13 protein-coding genes are annotated in these 16,717 nt (G+C 74.3%); 7 read left to right on the forward strand and 6 right to left on the reverse strand.

The genetic code is table 11. The annotated features are described in order from the left end of the window. Window positions 1-268 precede the first annotated feature (268 nt). The 4 genes from ACFYYJ_RS04915 (at window position 269) to ACFYYJ_RS04930 (ending at window position 5,256) form a co-directional block, all read left to right on the forward strand. Window positions 269-1,441, forward strand: a complete 1,173-nt coding sequence (locus ACFYYJ_RS04915; protein ID WP_389128525.1) for a PP2C family protein-serine/threonine phosphatase — start codon at window positions 269-271, stop codon at window positions 1,439-1,441. Between the two features lie 245 nt (window positions 1,442-1,686). Next, window positions 1,687-3,069, forward strand: coding sequence for a uracil-xanthine permease family protein (locus tag ACFYYJ_RS04920; RefSeq protein ID WP_389128528.1), 1,383 nt, complete (start codon window positions 1,687-1,689; stop codon window positions 3,067-3,069). A 19-nt stretch (window positions 3,070-3,088) separates the two neighbouring features. After that, entirely contained in the window at window positions 3,089-4,549 is a 1,461-nt protein-coding gene (locus ACFYYJ_RS04925; protein ID WP_389128531.1) for an amidohydrolase family protein, read from the forward strand. After that, window positions 4,546-5,256 carry a sulfite exporter TauE/SafE family protein gene (locus ACFYYJ_RS04930; RefSeq protein ID WP_385127016.1) on the forward strand — a complete coding sequence of 237 codons (711 nt, stop codon included), beginning with the start codon at window positions 4,546-4,548 and terminating at the stop codon, window positions 5,254-5,256. The genes ACFYYJ_RS04925 and ACFYYJ_RS04930 overlap by 4 nt, the downstream gene beginning before the upstream one ends. Here the strand turns inward: ACFYYJ_RS04930 and ACFYYJ_RS04935 are convergent. The 4 genes from ACFYYJ_RS04935 to ACFYYJ_RS04950 all read right to left on the reverse strand — a co-directional run bounded on the left by ACFYYJ_RS04935 (window position 5,240) and on the right by ACFYYJ_RS04950 (window position 8,019). After that, the gene (locus ACFYYJ_RS04935; protein ID WP_385127014.1) at window positions 5,240-6,328 is read right to left on the reverse strand and encodes a LacI family DNA-binding transcriptional regulator; all 1,089 of its coding nucleotides are present in this window, start codon (window positions 6,326-6,328) and stop codon (window positions 5,240-5,242) included. The two genes, ACFYYJ_RS04930 and ACFYYJ_RS04935, sit on opposite strands and share 17 nt — an antisense overlap. A gap of 114 nt (window positions 6,329-6,442) precedes the next feature. Next, the gene (locus ACFYYJ_RS04940) at window positions 6,443-6,688 is read right to left on the reverse strand and encodes a hypothetical protein (RefSeq protein ID WP_389128536.1); all 246 of its coding nucleotides are present in this window, start codon (window positions 6,686-6,688) and stop codon (window positions 6,443-6,445) included. Then, entirely contained in the window at window positions 6,681-7,079 is a 399-nt protein-coding gene (locus ACFYYJ_RS04945; protein WP_385364014.1) for a hypothetical protein, read from the reverse strand. Before ACFYYJ_RS04945 ends, ACFYYJ_RS04940 begins: the two co-directional genes overlap by 8 nt. 7 nt (window positions 7,080-7,086) lie before the next feature. Next, window positions 7,087-8,019 (reverse strand): nucleoside hydrolase, encoded by a 933-nt coding sequence (locus ACFYYJ_RS04950; protein ID WP_389128540.1) that lies wholly within the window; start codon window positions 8,017-8,019, stop codon window positions 7,087-7,089. Window positions 8,020-8,127: 108 nt separating this feature from the next. Between ACFYYJ_RS04950 and ACFYYJ_RS04955 the strand changes: the two genes are divergently transcribed. Further along, window positions 8,128-8,424 carry an acylphosphatase gene (locus ACFYYJ_RS04955; RefSeq protein ID WP_385127006.1) on the forward strand — a complete coding sequence of 99 codons (297 nt, stop codon included), beginning with the start codon at window positions 8,128-8,130 and terminating at the stop codon, window positions 8,422-8,424. A 312-nt stretch (window positions 8,425-8,736) separates the two neighbouring features. Continuing rightward, a complete protein-coding gene (locus ACFYYJ_RS04960; protein WP_389128544.1) occupies window positions 8,737-10,014 on the forward strand; it encodes a cytochrome P450 in 1,278 nt (425 codons plus the stop codon). A 6-nt stretch (window positions 10,015-10,020) separates the two neighbouring features. Here the strand turns inward: ACFYYJ_RS04960 and ACFYYJ_RS04965 are convergent, their stop codons facing one another. Together ACFYYJ_RS04965 and ACFYYJ_RS04970 are read right to left on the reverse strand one after the other, a co-directional pair. Further along, window positions 10,021-10,863 (reverse strand): VOC family protein, encoded by an 843-nt coding sequence (locus ACFYYJ_RS04965; RefSeq protein ID WP_389128547.1) that lies wholly within the window; start codon window positions 10,861-10,863, stop codon window positions 10,021-10,023. Window positions 10,864-10,981: 118 nt separating this feature from the next. Beyond that, complete coding sequence (locus ACFYYJ_RS04970; protein ID WP_389128549.1) at window positions 10,982-15,814, reverse strand: hypothetical protein; 4,833 nt, start codon at window positions 15,812-15,814, stop codon at window positions 10,982-10,984. Window positions 15,815-15,876: 62 nt separating this feature from the next. Between ACFYYJ_RS04970 and ACFYYJ_RS04975 the strand changes: the two genes are divergently transcribed. Next, entirely contained in the window at window positions 15,877-16,506 is a 630-nt protein-coding gene (locus ACFYYJ_RS04975; RefSeq protein ID WP_385126998.1) for a nucleoside/nucleotide kinase family protein, read from the forward strand. The last annotated feature ends 211 nt before the right edge of the window (window positions 16,507-16,717 follow it).

Genomic DNA, 16,717 nt, shown 5'->3' on the forward strand with positions numbered 1-16,717 from the left:
TTGGGACGGCCGGCGGCCGCCATGTCGCCGCCGTGAGGCCCGTGCGGTGGGCGAGCGGGGCGCAAGAGGCGGTTTCAGGCCACTCGCGAGCGCCTCCTATAAGAAGTGGAGCAATGGACATCCCCGGGACACCTCGCGGTGGCCCCGCGGGTGCCGTGACGTGCCGGCAGCCGCACGCGCCCGGGCGGCGGCCGGACGCTCTCCTGCGCCCTCGGGCCGGAGGGGCGAGGAGTGGCGGCCGTACGGCCGGGCAGGGCAGGCTGGAGACATGAGAGCGCCCCCGCGTTCGCCCCCGGAACCGGGAGCCGGCGGCCACCAGGTCCTCTTCGCCTTCGCCGAGTGCGTGCCCTTCGCGATCGCGCTGGTGGTGCTCGTCATCGAGCTCACGCCCCTCCACTTCGTCTACACGGGGCCCCTGCTGGTCGCGACGCCCGCGCTGGCCGCCGTGACGATGGGGCCGATGGGCACCCTCGCGGCGGCCGGGGTGGCGCTGGTGGTCAGCATCATCACCGTCACCCACAACCAGGCCTGGGGCGGCCAGCAGGTCTATACGAACCTGGTCGCCCTGACCCTGGTGACGGTGGCGAGCTTCATGACGAGCAGCGCGGTGCGCACGCGCCGGGAGAACGAGCTCAACCAGGTCCGCCGGATCGCGGAGGCCGCCCAGGAGGTCCTGCTCAGACCCGTGCCGGACCGGCTGGGGCCCGTACGGGCGGCCAGCATGTACCTGGCTGCCGAGACGGGCGCGCAGATCGGTGGCGATCTCTACGACGCCGTCCAGACCCGGTACGGGGTGCGCCTGATCGTCGGGGACGTACGGGGCAAGGGGCTGCCCGCCGTGCGGGCCGCCGCCGTCGTGCTCGGCGCGTTCCGGGAGTCCGTGCACTACGAGGACGACCTGGTCGAGGTCGTCAACCACTGCGGCGCGGCCCTGCGGCGGGACGCCGCCCTGGCGGGAGCGGGCGTCGGTGCGGCGGTGGCGGACGACGAGGAAGCCCTGCTGGAGGGGTTCGTCACCGCGGTCGTGGCCCAGATCCCGGACGGGCCCGTCATCGAGGTGGTCAACCGGGGTCATCCGGCGCCGCTGCTGCTGAGCGACGGCAAGGTCCGGCCCCTGGTGCCCACGACCTCGCTGCCGCCGCTCGGCCTGGAGGAGTTCATCACCGGCCCTCCCGGAAGGACGGAGGTCTATCCGTTCGAGCCGGGGGACCGGTTGTTGCTGCACACCGACGGCGTCCTCGAAGCCCGTGACGGCTCCAACAAGTTCTTCGACCTGCCCGTGGCCCTGGCGTCGATGCGCGACCACACCAGACCCGAGTTCCTGGAGGGCCTGCGCCAGGCACTGATCAGGCACACGCAGGGCGCTCTGGCGGACGACGTGGCGGTCGTGGTCGTCGACCGGATCGACCCCGATCACCTCCGCGACGGCGCGGCCCCGTAGCCGCGGTGGTGACCGGGTCGGGTCGTCCGTTATGAGCCCAAACGGCGCCCGTTGTCATGGTGTTGTCGGCGGCCGGTCGGTCGGGAGCCTGTCGGGAACTCGGTGGAAGCAGTGCGTCCGCAACCCTTGACGGGCCTCCGGGGCCCTCACATACTGGCGGCCAAATCGATTTGGCCAAATCGATTTGGCCCCTGCCGGGAGCCGGATCGTGGCCGAAACCGGAGCGAGCCGAACGGAGCTCGAACGTGTCCAGTCCCAGCACTCTCCCGCACCCCGTGGACCAGTCCCGACCGCTGAGCAGGATCATCCTGTTCGGCATCCAGCACGTCCTCGTCATGGCGGCGACCCCCGTCTCGGCGATCTTCCTGATGAGCGCCACCCTCCATCTCGACCCCGGCCTCACCGTGAACCTGCTCTCGGCGGCCTTCGTGCTCTCCGGGGTCGGCTCCCTGATCCAGTCCCTGGGACCCTGGAAATTCGGGCCCCGGCTGCCGTTCGTCATGCTGCCCGGCGGAGCACCGCTGATCCTCTTCCTCGCCATCGCCGAACAGCGCGGGGTGCGCACCGCCACCGGAGCGGTGATCATCAGCGCCGCCTTCTACTTCGTCGTACTGCCCGTCTTCTCACGTCTGTTGAAGTTCTTCCCCACCCTCGTCATCGGCACGATGATCGTGATCGTCGGGGTCAACCTGGTGAAGGTCGGCGCGCTGCTCGTCACCGGCCGCCCCGGCACCCCCGGCTTCGCGAACACCATCAACCTCGCGCTCGGCATGGCCACCATCGGCTTCACCGTCGCCCTCTACTGGCTGTTCAGCGGCATCGTCCGGCAACTCGCCGTGATGCTCGGCCTGATCGCCGGCGCCGCACTGGCCTTCGCACTCGGCCGGTTCGACTTCGGCGGCGTCGCCGACGGCGGGATCCTGAGCGCACCGCAGCCGATGCCCTTCGGCTCGCCCGAGTTCAACCTCGTCGCCGCGCTGCCGCTGATGCTGTACGGACTGGCCTCCATGGCGGAGGCCACCGGTCAGACCGTCATCAACGCCGAGACGGTCGGCAAGGAGATCGACACGCGGACGGTCGTCCCCCGGACCATCCGGGGCGACGCGCTCGTCTCCCTCTTCGGCGGATTCCTCGGACTCCCGCTGATGGTGACCAGCGGCGAGAACATCGGAATCGTCCGCGTCACGGGCGTGCGCAGCCGGTTCGTCACCGCGGCCGCGGGCGTCGTGCTCATTGCCATCGGCTTCCTCGCCCCGGTCATCCGCGCCATCAGCGTCATCCCCTCCGCCGTCGTCGGCGGCACCGCGATGGTGGTGTTCGCGGTGATCACGGTGCTCGGCGTCCAGATGCTCGGGAAGGCCGACCTGGAACGGCACTCCAACGGGTTCATCTGTGCCGTCGCCCTCGCACTGGGCCTGCTGCCCATCCTCGTCCCCGGCGTCTACGCGGGCCTGCCGTCCGGTGCGCGGATCCTCCTCGAAAGCGGCGTCGCCGTCGGCGCCTTCACCGCCGCCATCCTCAACGTCCTCTTCAACCACGTACGGCCCCGGCTCGCCCGGGGACGAGCCGGCGAGCCCCTCACCGCCCTCGTCGACGCGGGCGATTCCCGCGCCGTACCCCACGCGTGACCCGTACGGAAAGAGCGAGATGACCGACCTGACGCAGTACGAAACGAACGCGGACGGCGGCCCGGGCCCGGAGGGCCTGCGCCCCGACCACCTCACCGGCGAGGTCCAACTCCTCGCCCCCGCCGTCGTGATGACCCCCGACGGACCGAAGGAGCAGTACGCGGTCGTCGTGGCCGACGGCTCCTTCCTCGCGGTCGGACCGGCGCCCCGACTGGAACGCGAGCACCCGCACCTCACCCCCCTCGGACTGCCCGGACACGTGCTCATGCCCGGATTCGTCGACGCGCACCACCACCTGACGCAGAGCTTCGGCGCCGCACTCGCCTTCGGCGAGCCCTCCGAGATCTTCCGTCGGGTGTGGGTCCCGCTGGAGGGCGCCCTGGACGAGGAATCCGCCTACGTGGCCGCGAAACTGGCGGCGCTCGAATCGCTGCGCGGCGGGTTCACCACCGTCGCGGACGCCGGCACCCGGGCCTCCGTGGACGTCGACGTCGTGGCCTCGGCCACCCGCGACGCCGGAATCCGCTGCGTGCTGGGACTCGTCTGCCACGACACGCAGGACGCCGGCGATCCGGGAAACCCCTCCCGTACGTCGGTCGAGGTCCTGGCCCGCGCCGAGAAGCACCTCGCCCGCTACGAGGGCGAGGCAATGGTCCACCCGTCGCTGGCGGTCGCCGTCCCGGAGGCCGCGACGGCGCACACGCTGCGGGCCACCGCCCGGCTCGCCGCCGAAGCGGGCGCCGTCGTCCAGATCCACGTCAACGAGCACCTCGCCGGCGTGGAGCGCTCCCTCGTCCGGCACGGCCTGCGCCCCCTGGAGTACCTGCGGGAAGTCGGCGCCCTGGGACCGCAGTTGCTCGCCGCGCACGCCACCCTGGTCACGCCCGCCGAGCTGACCCTGCTCGCCGACACGGGCGCCGCCGTGAGCTACAACCCCGTCGCCAGCGCCTGGAAGGGCAACGCCGTGGCGCCGGCGACCACCATGGCCGAACGCGGGATCCGCTTCGGACTGGGCACCGACGGCACCCGCGGCGACGGCTTCCGACTGGTGGAGGCCGCGGAGTTCGCCCAGCGCCTCACCTACGGCCTGGCCACCGGGGACTCCTCCTGCGGCGCCGGCTGGACCTGGCTCGAACACGCGGGTCCGGGCGGTGCGGACGCGGTCGGCCTCGGAGCGCTCACCGGCCGGATCGAGGCGGGGGCGGCGGCCGACTTCCTCCTCGTCGACGCGAGCGGCCCGGAGATGCGCCCTTCCTGGGACCTGCCCTGGGAGCTGGTGCGGCGCGGCAACCGCGACCAGATCACCGCCGTGGTCGTCGCCGGACGGCTGCGCATGTTCCGGGGCCGACCCGTCGGCTGGGACGGCGCGGCACTGGTACGGCGGGCCGCCGAACTGGCCGGGGAGGTGGTCGGGCGGGCCGGGGTCGAACGCGTGCACCGCACGTCCACGGACGCACGGGAGAGGAGCACCGCGCGGTGAGCGCCTCGACCCTGGCGGTCCTCGCCCTGGTGGTGGCCGCCGCCGCGTTCGTCCAGGGCACCAGCGGCCTCGGCTTCGCCCTGGTCGTCGCACCGGTCGCCGGCCTGCTCGCACCCGCCCTGCTCCCGGTGTTCGTCCTCGCGTCGATGATCCCGCTGAACGTGTACGTGGCCTGGCGCGAGCGGCACTCCCTGGACCTGAGGGGTGCCGGCTGGATCACGGCGGCCCGGCTGGCGGCGACCCCGGGCGGACTCGTACTGCTCTGGGCGGTGCCGGAGCGGCGGCTCGGACTGGTCGTCGGCGTGGCGACCGTACTGGCGGCGGTGGTGAGCCTGGCCGCACCGGCCTTCGTGCCCGGCCGCGCCGCCTACCTCGGTGCGGGGCTCGTCACGGGGCTCACCGAGACCGCGACCGGGGTGGGCGGACCGCCACTGGCCCTCGTCTACCAGCACCGTCCGCCGGCGGAGCTGCGGTCCACGGTCGCCGTGTGCTTCCTCATCGGCGAGGTCGTCTCCCTGGCCCTGCTGCTCGCGACCGGTCAGGGCAGCCCGGCACAGCTGGGCTGGGCCGTGCTGCTGCTGCCCGCGCTGGCCGTCGGGGCGTGGCTGAGCAGGCTGGCGCACCACCGTGTCGACGCCGCGAAGATGCGACCCCTCGTCCTCGTCTTCGCCCTCGTCTCCGGGGCGGTGCTCATTCTGGCGCCGTGACCCGCAGGGACGAGGCCCGCGCGATGACGCGGGGCTCGGGCGCCGACACCGCCGCCGCGGGGACCGCCCCGGCGGCGGTGGCCTCCGTACCGGCGCCGGCCTCGTCCCGCAGGCGGGCGAGGAGCAGCTCCACCGCCTCGGAGGCCGCCCGGTCCAGTTGGAGGTCGACGGCCGTGAGCGGGGGCTCGCAGGTGCGGGCCCGCGGGCCGTCGTACCGGGTGACCACCATGACGTCCTCGGGGACCCGCCGGCCGCTGTCCCGGATCGCGCGGACGGCGCCGACCGCGAAGGCGTCCACGAGCGCGCAGACGGCGTCGGTCTGCGGATGCTCGGCCAGCAGGGCCGCGCAGCGCTCGTACCCGGCCTCCTCCCCGCCCTCCTCCCGAGCGGTGGCCACGACCGGGGTCCAGCCCCGCTCGGCGGCGACCCGTTCGTACGCGGCGCGGGCGTCGACGGCCGAGTGGCGGGTGCCGGCGCCGATGATCAGGGCCGGGTGGCGGGCGCCCTGGGCGCGCAGGTGCTCCAGGAGCAGTTCCGCGACCAGACCGCCGCGCAGGTCCACGTACGGGGCGTCCGTGCCCGAGGGCATCTCGCGGCCCAGCGCCACGTACGGCAGGCCCCGCTCACGCAACTGCGCGACGGCCGCGTCGTCCTCACCGGGCTCGACGACGATCGCGCCGTCGATGTCGAGGGAGTGCAGCGCCGATCCGGACTGGACGGGAGGCACCAGGACGAGCGCGTACCCGTGGAGCAGGGCGCGCTCGGCCGCCGCCGCGGCGACCTCCATGTAGAAGCCGAGCCGGGAGGGGCCGCCGGCCACCGCGAAGGGCATCGAGGAGGCCAGCGCGATGGCCTTCGCCTGCCCCTGGCGCAGGCGCTGCGCGCGCAGGTTCGGCCGGTAACCGAGCTCGGCCGCCACCTGCTTGATGCGTTCACGGGTCCGGGGGTCGACCTTGCCCAGCCCGTTGAGGGCGTGGGACACGGTCGTCCGCGACACCGAGGCGGCCTGGGCCACATCGGCGATCGTCGGCGGCCGCCTGCGGGAACCGGATCCGGATCCGGGGCTGGACATCGGCAGGACGCTCCTCGATCGGTCGACGGCTCGCGCGCCGGTCGACAGGTGACGGGTGACGGGTGACGCTGCCATCTTCGCCGACTCGCCCCCCGTCATCCAGCCCCGTCCGCCTCACCCGCCCCCGGGGCCCGTACTCGGAGGCATCGGCGGCGCGTAGCGGTACGACGTCGGGCTCGGCAGCGGCCGCTCGGGCTCCGGCGCGAACGGTCCGGCCCGGTTGGCCATCAGGATCATCATCGTCCCCGCGAAGAGCACCGAGAGGACGATGAGCGCGAGCCCCACGGGGTTGCGGGGGTTGTAGTAGTAGCGGTTCGTTCCCCACTTGCTCCGCTTGAAGACCGGTTCGTCGTCACGCATCGGCGAAGAGGTCCTGCCGTGCCTCGTCGAGGACGAAGCCGTTGTCGAGCCGGACCCGTACCGTCACACCGAGTCCCCGCGTCTGGTGGGCGATCCACTCGGCCTCCAACGAGGCCAGGTTCTCCTCCAGTTGGCGCCTGCTCGCCGGGGGCATCTGGTGGCCGAAGTCGTCCATGAGCGACTTGAGGCGCACGTACTCGCGGACCTCGGGGCTCTGCTGCTCCCGCCGGTCGCCGTAGACCCGCTCGACGGTTCCGCCGGTGCCCGGGGCGAGGGACAGGGAGCCGGCGACGGGACCCGTCCGCACCGGGTCGTCCCCGGCCGCCGTGACCGAGCCGGTCAGCACGATCTCCGCCGCCAGCTCCACCCGCTGGCCTTCCTTGAGTGTCATCGCCCCATTATCCGAGGGCGGCCACGGCCCCGACCATCCGGTCCCAGAAGCCGTCCACGTCCAGTCCCACGGCGACGCGGGCGTTGACGGGCCGGTCCACGTAACGGTGGAGGTCCACCACGGTGGCACCACGCGTGTACCGGCCGTGCAGCTCCACGACGACATTGGCGTCCACGCAGTCCACGAGGGCGGGATCGATCACGCGGGCCACCGCGACCGGGTCGTGCAGCGGCGGGTGCGGGAACCTCCACAGCGTGCGGTACGTGGACCCGAAGAAGGTCAGCAGCTCGGCGCAGACGTGCCCGAGGGGAGTGCCGAGCCCTTCGAAGCGGGCCACCACCTCGGGCGTGGCCAGCGCCTGGTGCGTCACGTTCAGACCGCACATCGTGACGGGCACTCCGCTGCGGAGGACGATGTCCGCGGCCTCCGGATCCGTGAGGACGTTGAACTCGGCCGCGGGCGTGCGGTTGCCGCGCTCCGTCGAGCCGCCCATCAGGACGATCTCTCGGATGAGGGCGGCGTCCTGCGGATAGCGGGTGAGCAGGAGCGCGATATTGGTCAGCGGGGCGGTGGGGACGAGGGTGACGGGCTCGGGATGCCGGTTCAACGTCCGGTGGATGAGCTCCACGGCGTGCTCCGGGACGACGTCCACGGTGGGCTCCGGGAAACTCGGCCCGTCCATGCCGGACGCGCCGTGCACGTCGGCGGCGACACCGAGGGGCTGGACGAGCGGGCGGTCGCAGCCGGCGGCGATGGGGACCCCGGTGATCCGGGCGACCGTGAAGACGCGGCGCGCGTTGAGGGTGGTCTTCTCCAGCGTCTGATTGCCCGCGACCGTGGTGACGGCCAGCAGGTCGACGGCCGGGTCGCCGGCCGCCAGCATGATCGCGAGGGCGTCGTCGTGTCCGGGATCGCAGTCGATGATGATCGGAACGGGCACGCTGCTGCTCCATCCGGTCGGCTCGTGGCTCCTCCAGTCTGCCGCCGCGCCGGTCCGGCGACCCGCAGGCGCCCGGAGAACGGCTTGATCCGGTCGTATGGTCGGAGCATGGTACGCAAGCGCGTGATCGTGTCGGGGACCGTGCAGGGGGTGTTCTTCCGGGACACCTGCCGCGGCGAGGCGCTGGCCCACGGGGTGTCCGGATGGGTGCGGAACCTGCCGGGCGGAGATGTCGAGGCGCTGTTCGAGGGGGACGAGGCGGCGGTCGCGGCGATGGTGCGGTGGGCCCGCGTGGGCCCTCCGGCGGCGGTGGTCCGCGCGGTCGAGATCCACGAGGCCCCACCGGCCCCGCCGGGCCCCGCCGGCTTCGAGGTCCGCCCCACACCGCGCGGCGGCCCGTCCTGACCCAGTCGTGGGCGTCGCTGGGCGGCGGTGCGTTGACCGGCTTCGCCGGTGGAGGTCGCGGGGCGTGTTTCCGCTGTGCGAGGACGAGGAGACACCCCGGCGCGGCCTCGCGGACCGACCCTCCGGCCATGGATCCACCGAAGCGACCCCCCTGAACCCCCGAACCCCGCAGGGAACCGGCTCCACCGAAGCGAGCCCCCTGAACCCCGGAGCCCCGCAGGGACGCGGCAGGGACCCGGCCCCGCCGAAGCGAGCCCCGTACCGCCGAGCCCCGCGGGGAATACGTACAGGCCGCACGGGTAGGTGCCGGGTATGTCCGGTCACGGTCACCTCATCGACAGCACGCTTTCCCTGCTCGCCCACGGCTACGCATGGGCCCCCGACCTGCGCCGGGCCCATGGCGGGGAGCCGCTGGTGCACACCCGGCTGATGGGGCGGCACGCAGTGCTCCTGCACGGCACGGACGCCGTCGACCTCTTCTACGACGAGGGCAGGATCCAGAGGCAGGACGCCCTGCCCGCGCAAGTGGTGGACACCCTCTTCGGCAGGGGAGCGGTGCACACCCTGGACGGAGCACGGCATCGGGAGCGCAAGCAGATGCTGGTCTCGCTGCTCATGGCGCCGAACGGCGTCGGCGGCCTCGCCGCGCGGGTCGAGAGCGGCTGGAGCGAGGCCGTCGCGGGCTGGGAGGACCGCAGCGTGGTGCTCTTCGACGAGGTGGCAGCCCTGCTCGCGGGGGCGACGTGCGACTGGGCGGGCCTGCCGGTCCCGGAGGACGCGGCCCGCGAGATCGCCGAGGACTGCGTGGCCATGGTGGACGGTTTCGCCACCGCGGGCCCCCGCCACGTCCGCGCCCGCCGCGCCCGGCAGCGCCAGGAACAGGGTCTGATGGCCGCCGTCGACCGCATGCGCGCGGAGATGGAGGGCCGAAACCCGGTCCCGGAGACGGTGGCGGAGACCCTCGCCCTGCACCGCGAGCCGGACGGCACCTTGCTCGATCCCCGCACGGCGGCCGTGGAGCTCCTCAACATCATCCGCCCGACCGTCGCCATCGCCTGGTACGTCACCTTCGCCGCACACGCGCTCCACCGCCACCCGGGGCAGCGCGACCACCTGCGCACGGACGGACCCGGCTACGCGCTCGCCTTCGCGCAGGAGGTCCGCCGCTTCTACCCCTTCGTGCCCTTCATCGGCGGTCTGGCCGCCCAGGACCTCTCCTTCGCCGGCGATCGGATCCCGGCCGGGACCCTCGTCCTCCTCGACGTGTACGGCCAGCACCACGACCCCGAGCTGTGGGACCGGCCGTACCACTTCGACCCCGCGCGGTTCCTGGGGCACGAAGGCCGTGAATCCGGCCGCGGCGAGCTCGTCCCGCAGGGCGGTGGTGACGCCCGGACCGGACACCGGTGCCCCGGCGAGGACATCACCCTCGCCCTGCTCGGCACGCTCGCCCCGGCGCTGGCCCACCTCGACCTCGCCGTACCGCAACAGGACCTGTCCATCCCGCTGAGCCGGATCCCCACCCGGCCCCGCAGCGGCTTCGTCATGGGAGTCGAATCCCGGCAGATGGTCGGCGGCGGCCGCCGCTGAGCGGCGTCAGCCCGTGGAGCGGGAGCCCGCGGCGGCGGGCGACTCGTCGAGCGTGAAGAGGCCGCCGTCCGGATCGCACACCGTCACGCGCTCACCCCCGGCCCACCCGGCGGCGTCCGGGACGATGGTGCCGCCGTTCTCGACGACCGCCCGCTGTGCCTCCTTCAGGTCCGGAACCTTGAAGTGGACCAGCCAGCGGGGCCGCAGCAGCGGCTTGTCGGCGGACGCCTCGACCGGGCCGCTGTTCAAACGGGTGACTGCCTGGCCCGAGCGCCGCAGGACCACCTGGTCCTCCTCGTACGAGACCTCGCAGCAGTCGGCGTGCTCGTTCTCCTCGTCGTCCTCGTCCCCGTCCTCGTGCGCGACCCACTCCAGGACCTCGCCGTAGAAGACGGCCGCGTCGAAGGCGTTGCGGGTGTGCAGTTCCACCCATGCGGGTGCCCCGCCCTCACCCACGCGCCACTCGGACAGCGGCTCGCCCTCCCAGACGCCGAAGGCCGCGCCCTCGGGGTCGGTGGCGAGGGCCGCCCTGCCGCGCGGCGGATAGGACACGGGCCCCACCCCGACCGTGCCCCCGCGCTCGCGGATCCCGGCCACGGTTGCATCGGCGTCGTTGACCGCGAAGTACACCGTCCACGCCACGGGCGCGGCCAGTTCCCCGGCCATCGCCCCGATGCCCGCCACGGCGACACCGTCCCGCTCGGCCACCGAGGACGCCCGCCCGAACACACCTCGGCGGAAGGTCCAGCCCAGGACGGCGCCGTAGAACCGCTCCGCAGCCTGAAGGTCGCGTGCCATCAGGCTCAGCCAGCACGGCGCACCCGGCACATCCGCTGCCACCAGCACCATGGCAGCCTCCTCTCGTCCCGCTCGTACCGTGCTTCCGGAAATACTCTTGGTCGTATTGTGACCGTACATGCGGTTCGGCGGGATTCAGGTGAATTGTCCGGGGTGTGCCCGGGGGGCGTCACCCCGCGCAGCCGCCGGTCCTCCGGGCCCAGGCCTCCTCGAACATCTCGTGCAGCGGCGCCGTCGGCAGCACCCGGTCGAACGGGGCCTCGATCCGGCCCCGCCACGTCGGGCGCACCAGGTGGCTCTCCAGCTTCACGGTCTCCAGCGGCAGGTGCGGCGCCTTGAGCTCGGTCCACTCGCCGGGCAGGAACAGGGTCCGGCCGGCCCGTGCCCGCTTGGCCTCCACCACCGCGCCGGTGGCCGACAGCTCCGCCCGGACCTCGGTGTGCCGCTTGGCCGTCCAGCCGTTCCACCGGCGTACGTTCCGGTCGGTGGGCGCGGCCAGGGTCGCCAGCTGGAGGTACAGCGCCGCCGCGTCCGTCCCCGTGCCGAGCCCTGCCGCCACCCGGGCGACCAGCTCCGGGCAGGACTGCCGCGGATCCGCCTCGTACGCGCCGGCCGGCACCGCACCCGATGCGGCCCGGAGCATCATCCGCTCCAGCGCGCCGCCGGGCAGCAGCGGCGCCACCCGGTCCAGGGCCTGCGCGAGGCCGGTGATCCCGCGCAACCGCCGCAACTCCTCGGGGCCGGAGACCGCCGAGGGCCGCAGGATGGCGACACCTCCGGGCGCGCACACCACCAGCGCGCCGGAGTCGTACGCCGTCATCGGAGTCGGATCGTCCTCCTTGCGGAGGTCCATCGCCACGGGCAGCAGCTCGGGACCGAACTGCTCGGAGATCGGTGTGGAGGAGTCGGCGACCACCCCGCCGGGCAGGTCCAGGAGCAGTTCCGGACGCGCCAGCTCCGCCCGGAGCCGCTCGTAGAGCGCCGGCGCGCCGGCCACCGCGGGATCTCCGACGGGCCGGTCCGTCCACGCCCACACGAGCGCACTCGCGATCCGCCCGAGCCGGAGCCCCACCGGAGTGCCGTACCGCAGCTCGGTTCCGGCCGGGGGCACGGCCCTGACCTCCACCCCGGTGCCGTACCGGCTCGCGGCCGGCTCCCAGCCCACCGCCGGCACCGTCGAGTCCTCGGCCGCGTCGTAGCCGCCCGCCAGCCGTCGCGCCCACACGTCCGACAGGCCCAGAGCGGTCTCCAGGGCGTCGGCCGCCTCGTCGTGCACGCCCGGGAGGGCCCCGAGCAGCTCCCGCCACACCCCGGCCATGCGTTCCACGGCCGCCGTGACCCCGCCCGGCCGCCACAGCTCGGCCGGGTCCTCCGGCAGGGCCGCGGCGAGCAGGGCGCGTCGACCGGCGGCTCCGAGCCGGGCGCGCAGCTTCTCGTACGACTCCGCCGTCATCGGGGTCGCCTTGTACGGGGCCTTGCACGCCAGGGAGCGGGCCTCGTCCCGACCGGGCCGGCCGACCAGACCGGCCACCACGAGCCGCGCCACGGCCCTTCGCACGCCGGTCAGTTCGGCGAAGCGCGCGGCCGCGGACTCCGGCACCGGAACCGGCCCGTGCTCCTCGACCGCCGCCACCAGGGCCCGGAGCCGGGTGGCGTCGTCCCGTTCCACCCGCACCAGCCGGGCCTGCGGGGCCGCGACCGGGACCGGATCGCCGTCCCGGTCCTCGGCGGCGGGGGCCACGAACCACTCCCGCGAACCCCCCTCCCGTACGACGGCGGACGCCACGACGGTCCCGCCGGCCCGCAGCGCGTCCAGGGCCGCGGAGCCGTCGGCTCGGCCCACCCACCAGGCGCTGCCCGCACGGGCGAACGGCTGGTCGGCCCAGGTGTCCAGGAGCGCCAGCAGCGCCGCCCGTTCGTCATCCGGGGTCGGTGCCACGGCCGCCCGCCAGGCCACGGAGTCGATCGAGCCGAGCAGCTGCGACCAGTCCTGCGGCGGCGCGGGCGGCGAGACCCGCCGCACCTCCTCCGGGACGGTCCCCGCCAGAGCCGCGCCGTCGGCGGCGAGCGCGGCCAGCGTCGCGGGCAGGGGCACCGCCGCGCGGCGCCGCCACGGATCGCGCTGCCCGTCCGGGAGCAGCCCGAACAGCGCGGGGACCAGCTCGGTGTCCGGCGCCGAGCGGCGCGGCAGCGCGGGCGGGGCCTCGGAGAGCAGCGCGACCCGCCGGTGCAGGGCCCGCCGCCGCTCCTCCACCCGGGCGGCCCGCGCGGCCACCGCCACCACGGCCTCGACCAGGACCGGGTCGGTGACCTGCGGCAACTCCCGTGCCACGGCCGCGCGAAGGGCCGCCGTGCCACCGGAGGCCACCGCGTCGTCGAGGGCCGCTGAGTCCTCCAGGGCCGCCGCGTCGTCCAGGGCGGCCGTCAGCAAGGCGTCCGCGGTCTCCCGCCGCACGGTCCGCAGGGCCCGCGATCCGGCCGCGTCCCGCGTCCGCAGCAGGTACCAGAAGGCCGGCGGCAGGGCCGTGCCGCCCGACGCGGTGACCCGTCGGACCGGCCTCACCCGCGGGTGGCGGGGCGAGTGGTGCCCGTCCAGCTCCCACAGCAGGACGCCGTCGGCGGTGTAGGCGCGCACTCCGGTGGGGGTCTGCGCCTCGGCGAGGACCACGTCCTCCACGGCACCCTCCGGCGGGGACCACAGCCCCCAGGGCTCCTGTCCCGGCCGGTCGATGTCGAAGCGGGCGGTGCGCCCGTCGATGCTCTCCACCAGGTAGTGGTTGGGCGCGGGGTCGCGGTGCCCGGTGCGGAACAGCACCCGGGTCCCGACCAGGCCGTCCCGGCTGCCCAGCGGGGAGCCGTCCAGCCCGGCGGGCAGCGGCGCCAGTTGCAGGGCCTCCCTGGCCAGGTCCATACCGGCCTCGGACGGTTCCGCGGCCGGATCGGCGTTCGCCGGGCGGCCCGGGAAGTCCGGCAGCGGCGTCGGGCCCCGCCGCTCCCCGGTGACCCGGTCCACCTGCTCCCACGGCTTGCCGTACACCTCGCCGGTCCAGATCCGCGCGCCGTCGCCGAGCTGCAGCTCGCGACCGTCGATGCCCTGGGTGCCGCCCGGCCGCAGCACCCGCCCGCCGTCGTGCCGCCCGCCGCCGTCGGCGCTCTCGAACTGGAAGCCGTACGCCCCGTCCAGGCTGCCGCCGAACGGCACCAGACCCCTCTGCTCGTCCGGGGTGAAGGGCTCGTCCGGACGGTCGGCCCAGACGGCGGTGTCGCAGGACCAAGGGCTCGCCTTGAGGCTCCAACTCACCAGGAAGGAGCCGCCGACGTAGTGGACGGCGTACATGGTCGCCCCCTCGGGCACCGTGAACCGGCAGGAGCCGCGGACCCCGTCGGGGGCGACGGCGACCGCCCGGTCCCGCCCGAACACCGTCAGTACCGGCCAGGTGGAGGTCACCCCGGCCACGCCTGGCAGAGTCCGGTCCACCTTCCCGAGCCCGGTGTCGGCGTCGGTGGCGGCGTACGCGTCCGCGTCGGCGGCGAACTCCGCGTACACCGACTCCAGCGCCGGCCAGGCCAGTTCCTCCGGCAGACCCGCCGCCAGCGAGCGCCGCAGCGCGCCCGCCGCGCAGGCTTCGGCGAGGGCTTCGGTAATGCCGTCGAGTGCCGACACCGTCGGCCGGTCCAGGAGGGTCTCCAGCTCGGCCACGGACTCCTCGGCCCCGGCCATACCGCCGCCCGCGACCGTGTCGACGAGCTTGCCGACCCGTCCGGCCACCTCGTTCGCGATGCCCTCGTTGCCCGGCAGCAGAGTCACCGCCGACCCGGCCCGCCGCTCGCGCGCCGAGGACCAGCGCGGGAGCAGACCCGCGTGCACGGTGCCCTCCAGCCGGGGGCCGAACACCGGGTCGGCGGCCAGCGCGGCCAGGTCCCGCCGGGAGCGTTCCCCCCAGAAACGCATGCCGACCTCGGGGCCCGGGTCGACGACCGGGACCCCGGCCGCCAGACAGGCGTCCAGGACGTCCGCGTCGAAGCCCTGGTAGTAGTGGCGGGTCACGTGCACCGTCACCGGGGCGCCCGCCGCCTTCAGCAGCGGCCCCAACCGGCCGACGAGGTCGAAAAACTCCTCCGGCAGGGGCTGGCGTCCGACCCCGCCGCCGCGCTGGACCGCGTACTGGTACATCCGCACGAACTCCCCGACCCAGTGGTGCAGCCCGCCCTCCGGCACCACCCGGCCCGCCTCCATGGCCTTCGTCGCGCCGCAGCCGATGAGCATCCGCAGCCACGCCCCGCCGTCGGTGACCCCGTCCGGGAAGACCTCCACCAGCCCGGCCGCGACCGCCTCCGCCGGCGGATGGGCCGTCAGGACCGGGACCGCCGCGGTCAACAGCGCGTCCGGCACCGACTTCTTCCGGGTGACCGACAGGATCGTGCCCACCAGCCGGGCGACTTCCTCGTCCCCGTGCCCGGCCGCCTTGGCGGAGGCCCGCACCCGGCGCACCAGATCCGCCGGCAGATCCGCGGACGAGCCCGCCCACGCGGTCAGGAACGCGTCCAGCGCCGCGTGCGCCGCGACCGGTTCCAACGTCTCGGCGAGGAACCGCTGATGGGCCCCGAACTCCTTGGCCGGCATCGCCCCGCCCCTGGCGAACAGCAGCCCGTTGGCCCGCCGGTAGCCGGGATCCACGGGAAGCCCGTGCTCCGCCTCCGCAGCCCGGGCCGCCGCGTAGGCGCGCCCGCCCGGCCGGTTCCCGTAACCGATCAGCCGGTGCCCCACGGTGTCCCAGAACCACGGCAGATGGGCCGGCGGAAGCCGGCGCGCCCGCACGGCCATCGCGTCGACGAAGCCGCCCGGCTTGGTCCAGAGCCGCCCCAGTTCGGAGCGCATGTCGTCGATCAGATCGCGCGCGACCCGCTCCGCGCCCGGATCGTGCGCGGCGACCCAATCCGCGTACGTCGTCGAGGTGTGCGGACCGGCGGTGGGCAACAGGGCGGCGAGCGAAGCGATCATGCTCTGGATCGTCGCACGCCCCTCTGACAGTGCCCTCGGTCCGGGTGGGGCAGGATGTACGGGTGCGGACGACGAGCGAACCGGTGGCGAGGGCGGCCCTGCTGGCGGCCCGGGGCAGCCGGGGCGCCCGACGGATCCTCGGTATCGCGGGGCCGCCCGGTGCGGGGAAGTCGACGCTGGCGGCCCGGCTCGCCGAGGCGCTCGGGCCGGAGACGGCCGTGGTGGTACCGATGGACGGGTTCCACCTCGCCCGGGCCGAACTGGCCCGGCTCGGGCGGGCGGACCGCAAGGGCGCCCCGGACACCTTCGACGCCGCCGGATACGTGGCCCTGCTACGCCGGCTGCGCGGATCGGACGGGGCCACGGTCTACGCACCCGCCTTCGACCGCTCGATCGAGGAGCCGATCGCGGGCAGCATCCCCGTCGATCCGGACGTAGCACTCGTGATCACCGAGGGGAACTACCTGCTGCACGACGCGGGGGAGTGGGCCGAGGTCCGGCCGCTGCTCGACGAGGCCTGGTACCTCGCTCCGGAGGAGGACCTGCGGCTCCGGCGCCTGATCGACCGGCACGTACGCCACGGCAAGGACCCCGAGCACGCGCGCGCCTGGGTGGCGCGCTCGGACGAGCCGAACGCCCTGCTCATCGCCCGGGGCCGGCACCGCGCCGACCTCGTCGTCGACAACGGCTGATCCACAAACCTCCACCACCCCTTCACGGAATCCCACTTGGCGGGATTCGGCTCCCGCCTCGCCGAGCGCCCCGAGGCGCGGTCACGCGAACCCCGAGGTCGGTGCCCGGCCGACCGGGCCACCACGCCGCGCCGGGCTCGGGCGGACCCTCGCACGTGTCCGAAAGCTATCGAAACGCACACCAAACCCCGCGCCGGACAAGATCACTGCA

It is taken from the genome of Streptomyces sp. NPDC002467 (assembly GCF_042889825.1).
Lineage (GTDB): Bacteria > Actinomycetota > Actinomycetes > Streptomycetales > Streptomycetaceae > Streptomyces.

Coding starts and splice junctions, on each gene's coding strand:
- ACFYYJ_RS04960 (WP_389128544.1), top strand. CDS start 8,737: ATGTCCGGTCACGGTCACCTCATCGACAGCACGCTTTCCCTGCTCGCC.
- ACFYYJ_RS04965 (WP_389128547.1), bottom strand. CDS start 10,863: ATGGTGCTGGTGGCAGCGGATGTGCCGGGTGCGCCGTGCTGGCTGAGC.
- ACFYYJ_RS04925 (WP_389128531.1), top strand. CDS start 3,089: ATGACCGACCTGACGCAGTACGAAACGAACGCGGACGGCGGCCCGGGC.
- ACFYYJ_RS04915 (WP_389128525.1), top strand. CDS start 269: ATGAGAGCGCCCCCGCGTTCGCCCCCGGAACCGGGAGCCGGCGGCCAC.
- ACFYYJ_RS04955 (WP_385127006.1), top strand. CDS start 8,128: ATGGTACGCAAGCGCGTGATCGTGTCGGGGACCGTGCAGGGGGTGTTC.
- ACFYYJ_RS04940 (WP_389128536.1), bottom strand. CDS start 6,688: ATGCGTGACGACGAACCGGTCTTCAAGCGGAGCAAGTGGGGAACGAAC.
- ACFYYJ_RS04945 (WP_385364014.1), bottom strand. CDS start 7,079: ATGACACTCAAGGAAGGCCAGCGGGTGGAGCTGGCGGCGGAGATCGTG.
- ACFYYJ_RS04970 (WP_389128549.1), bottom strand. CDS start 15,814: ATGATCGCTTCGCTCGCCGCCCTGTTGCCCACCGCCGGTCCGCACACC.
- ACFYYJ_RS04935 (WP_385127014.1), bottom strand. CDS start 6,328: ATGTCCAGCCCCGGATCCGGATCCGGTTCCCGCAGGCGGCCGCCGACG.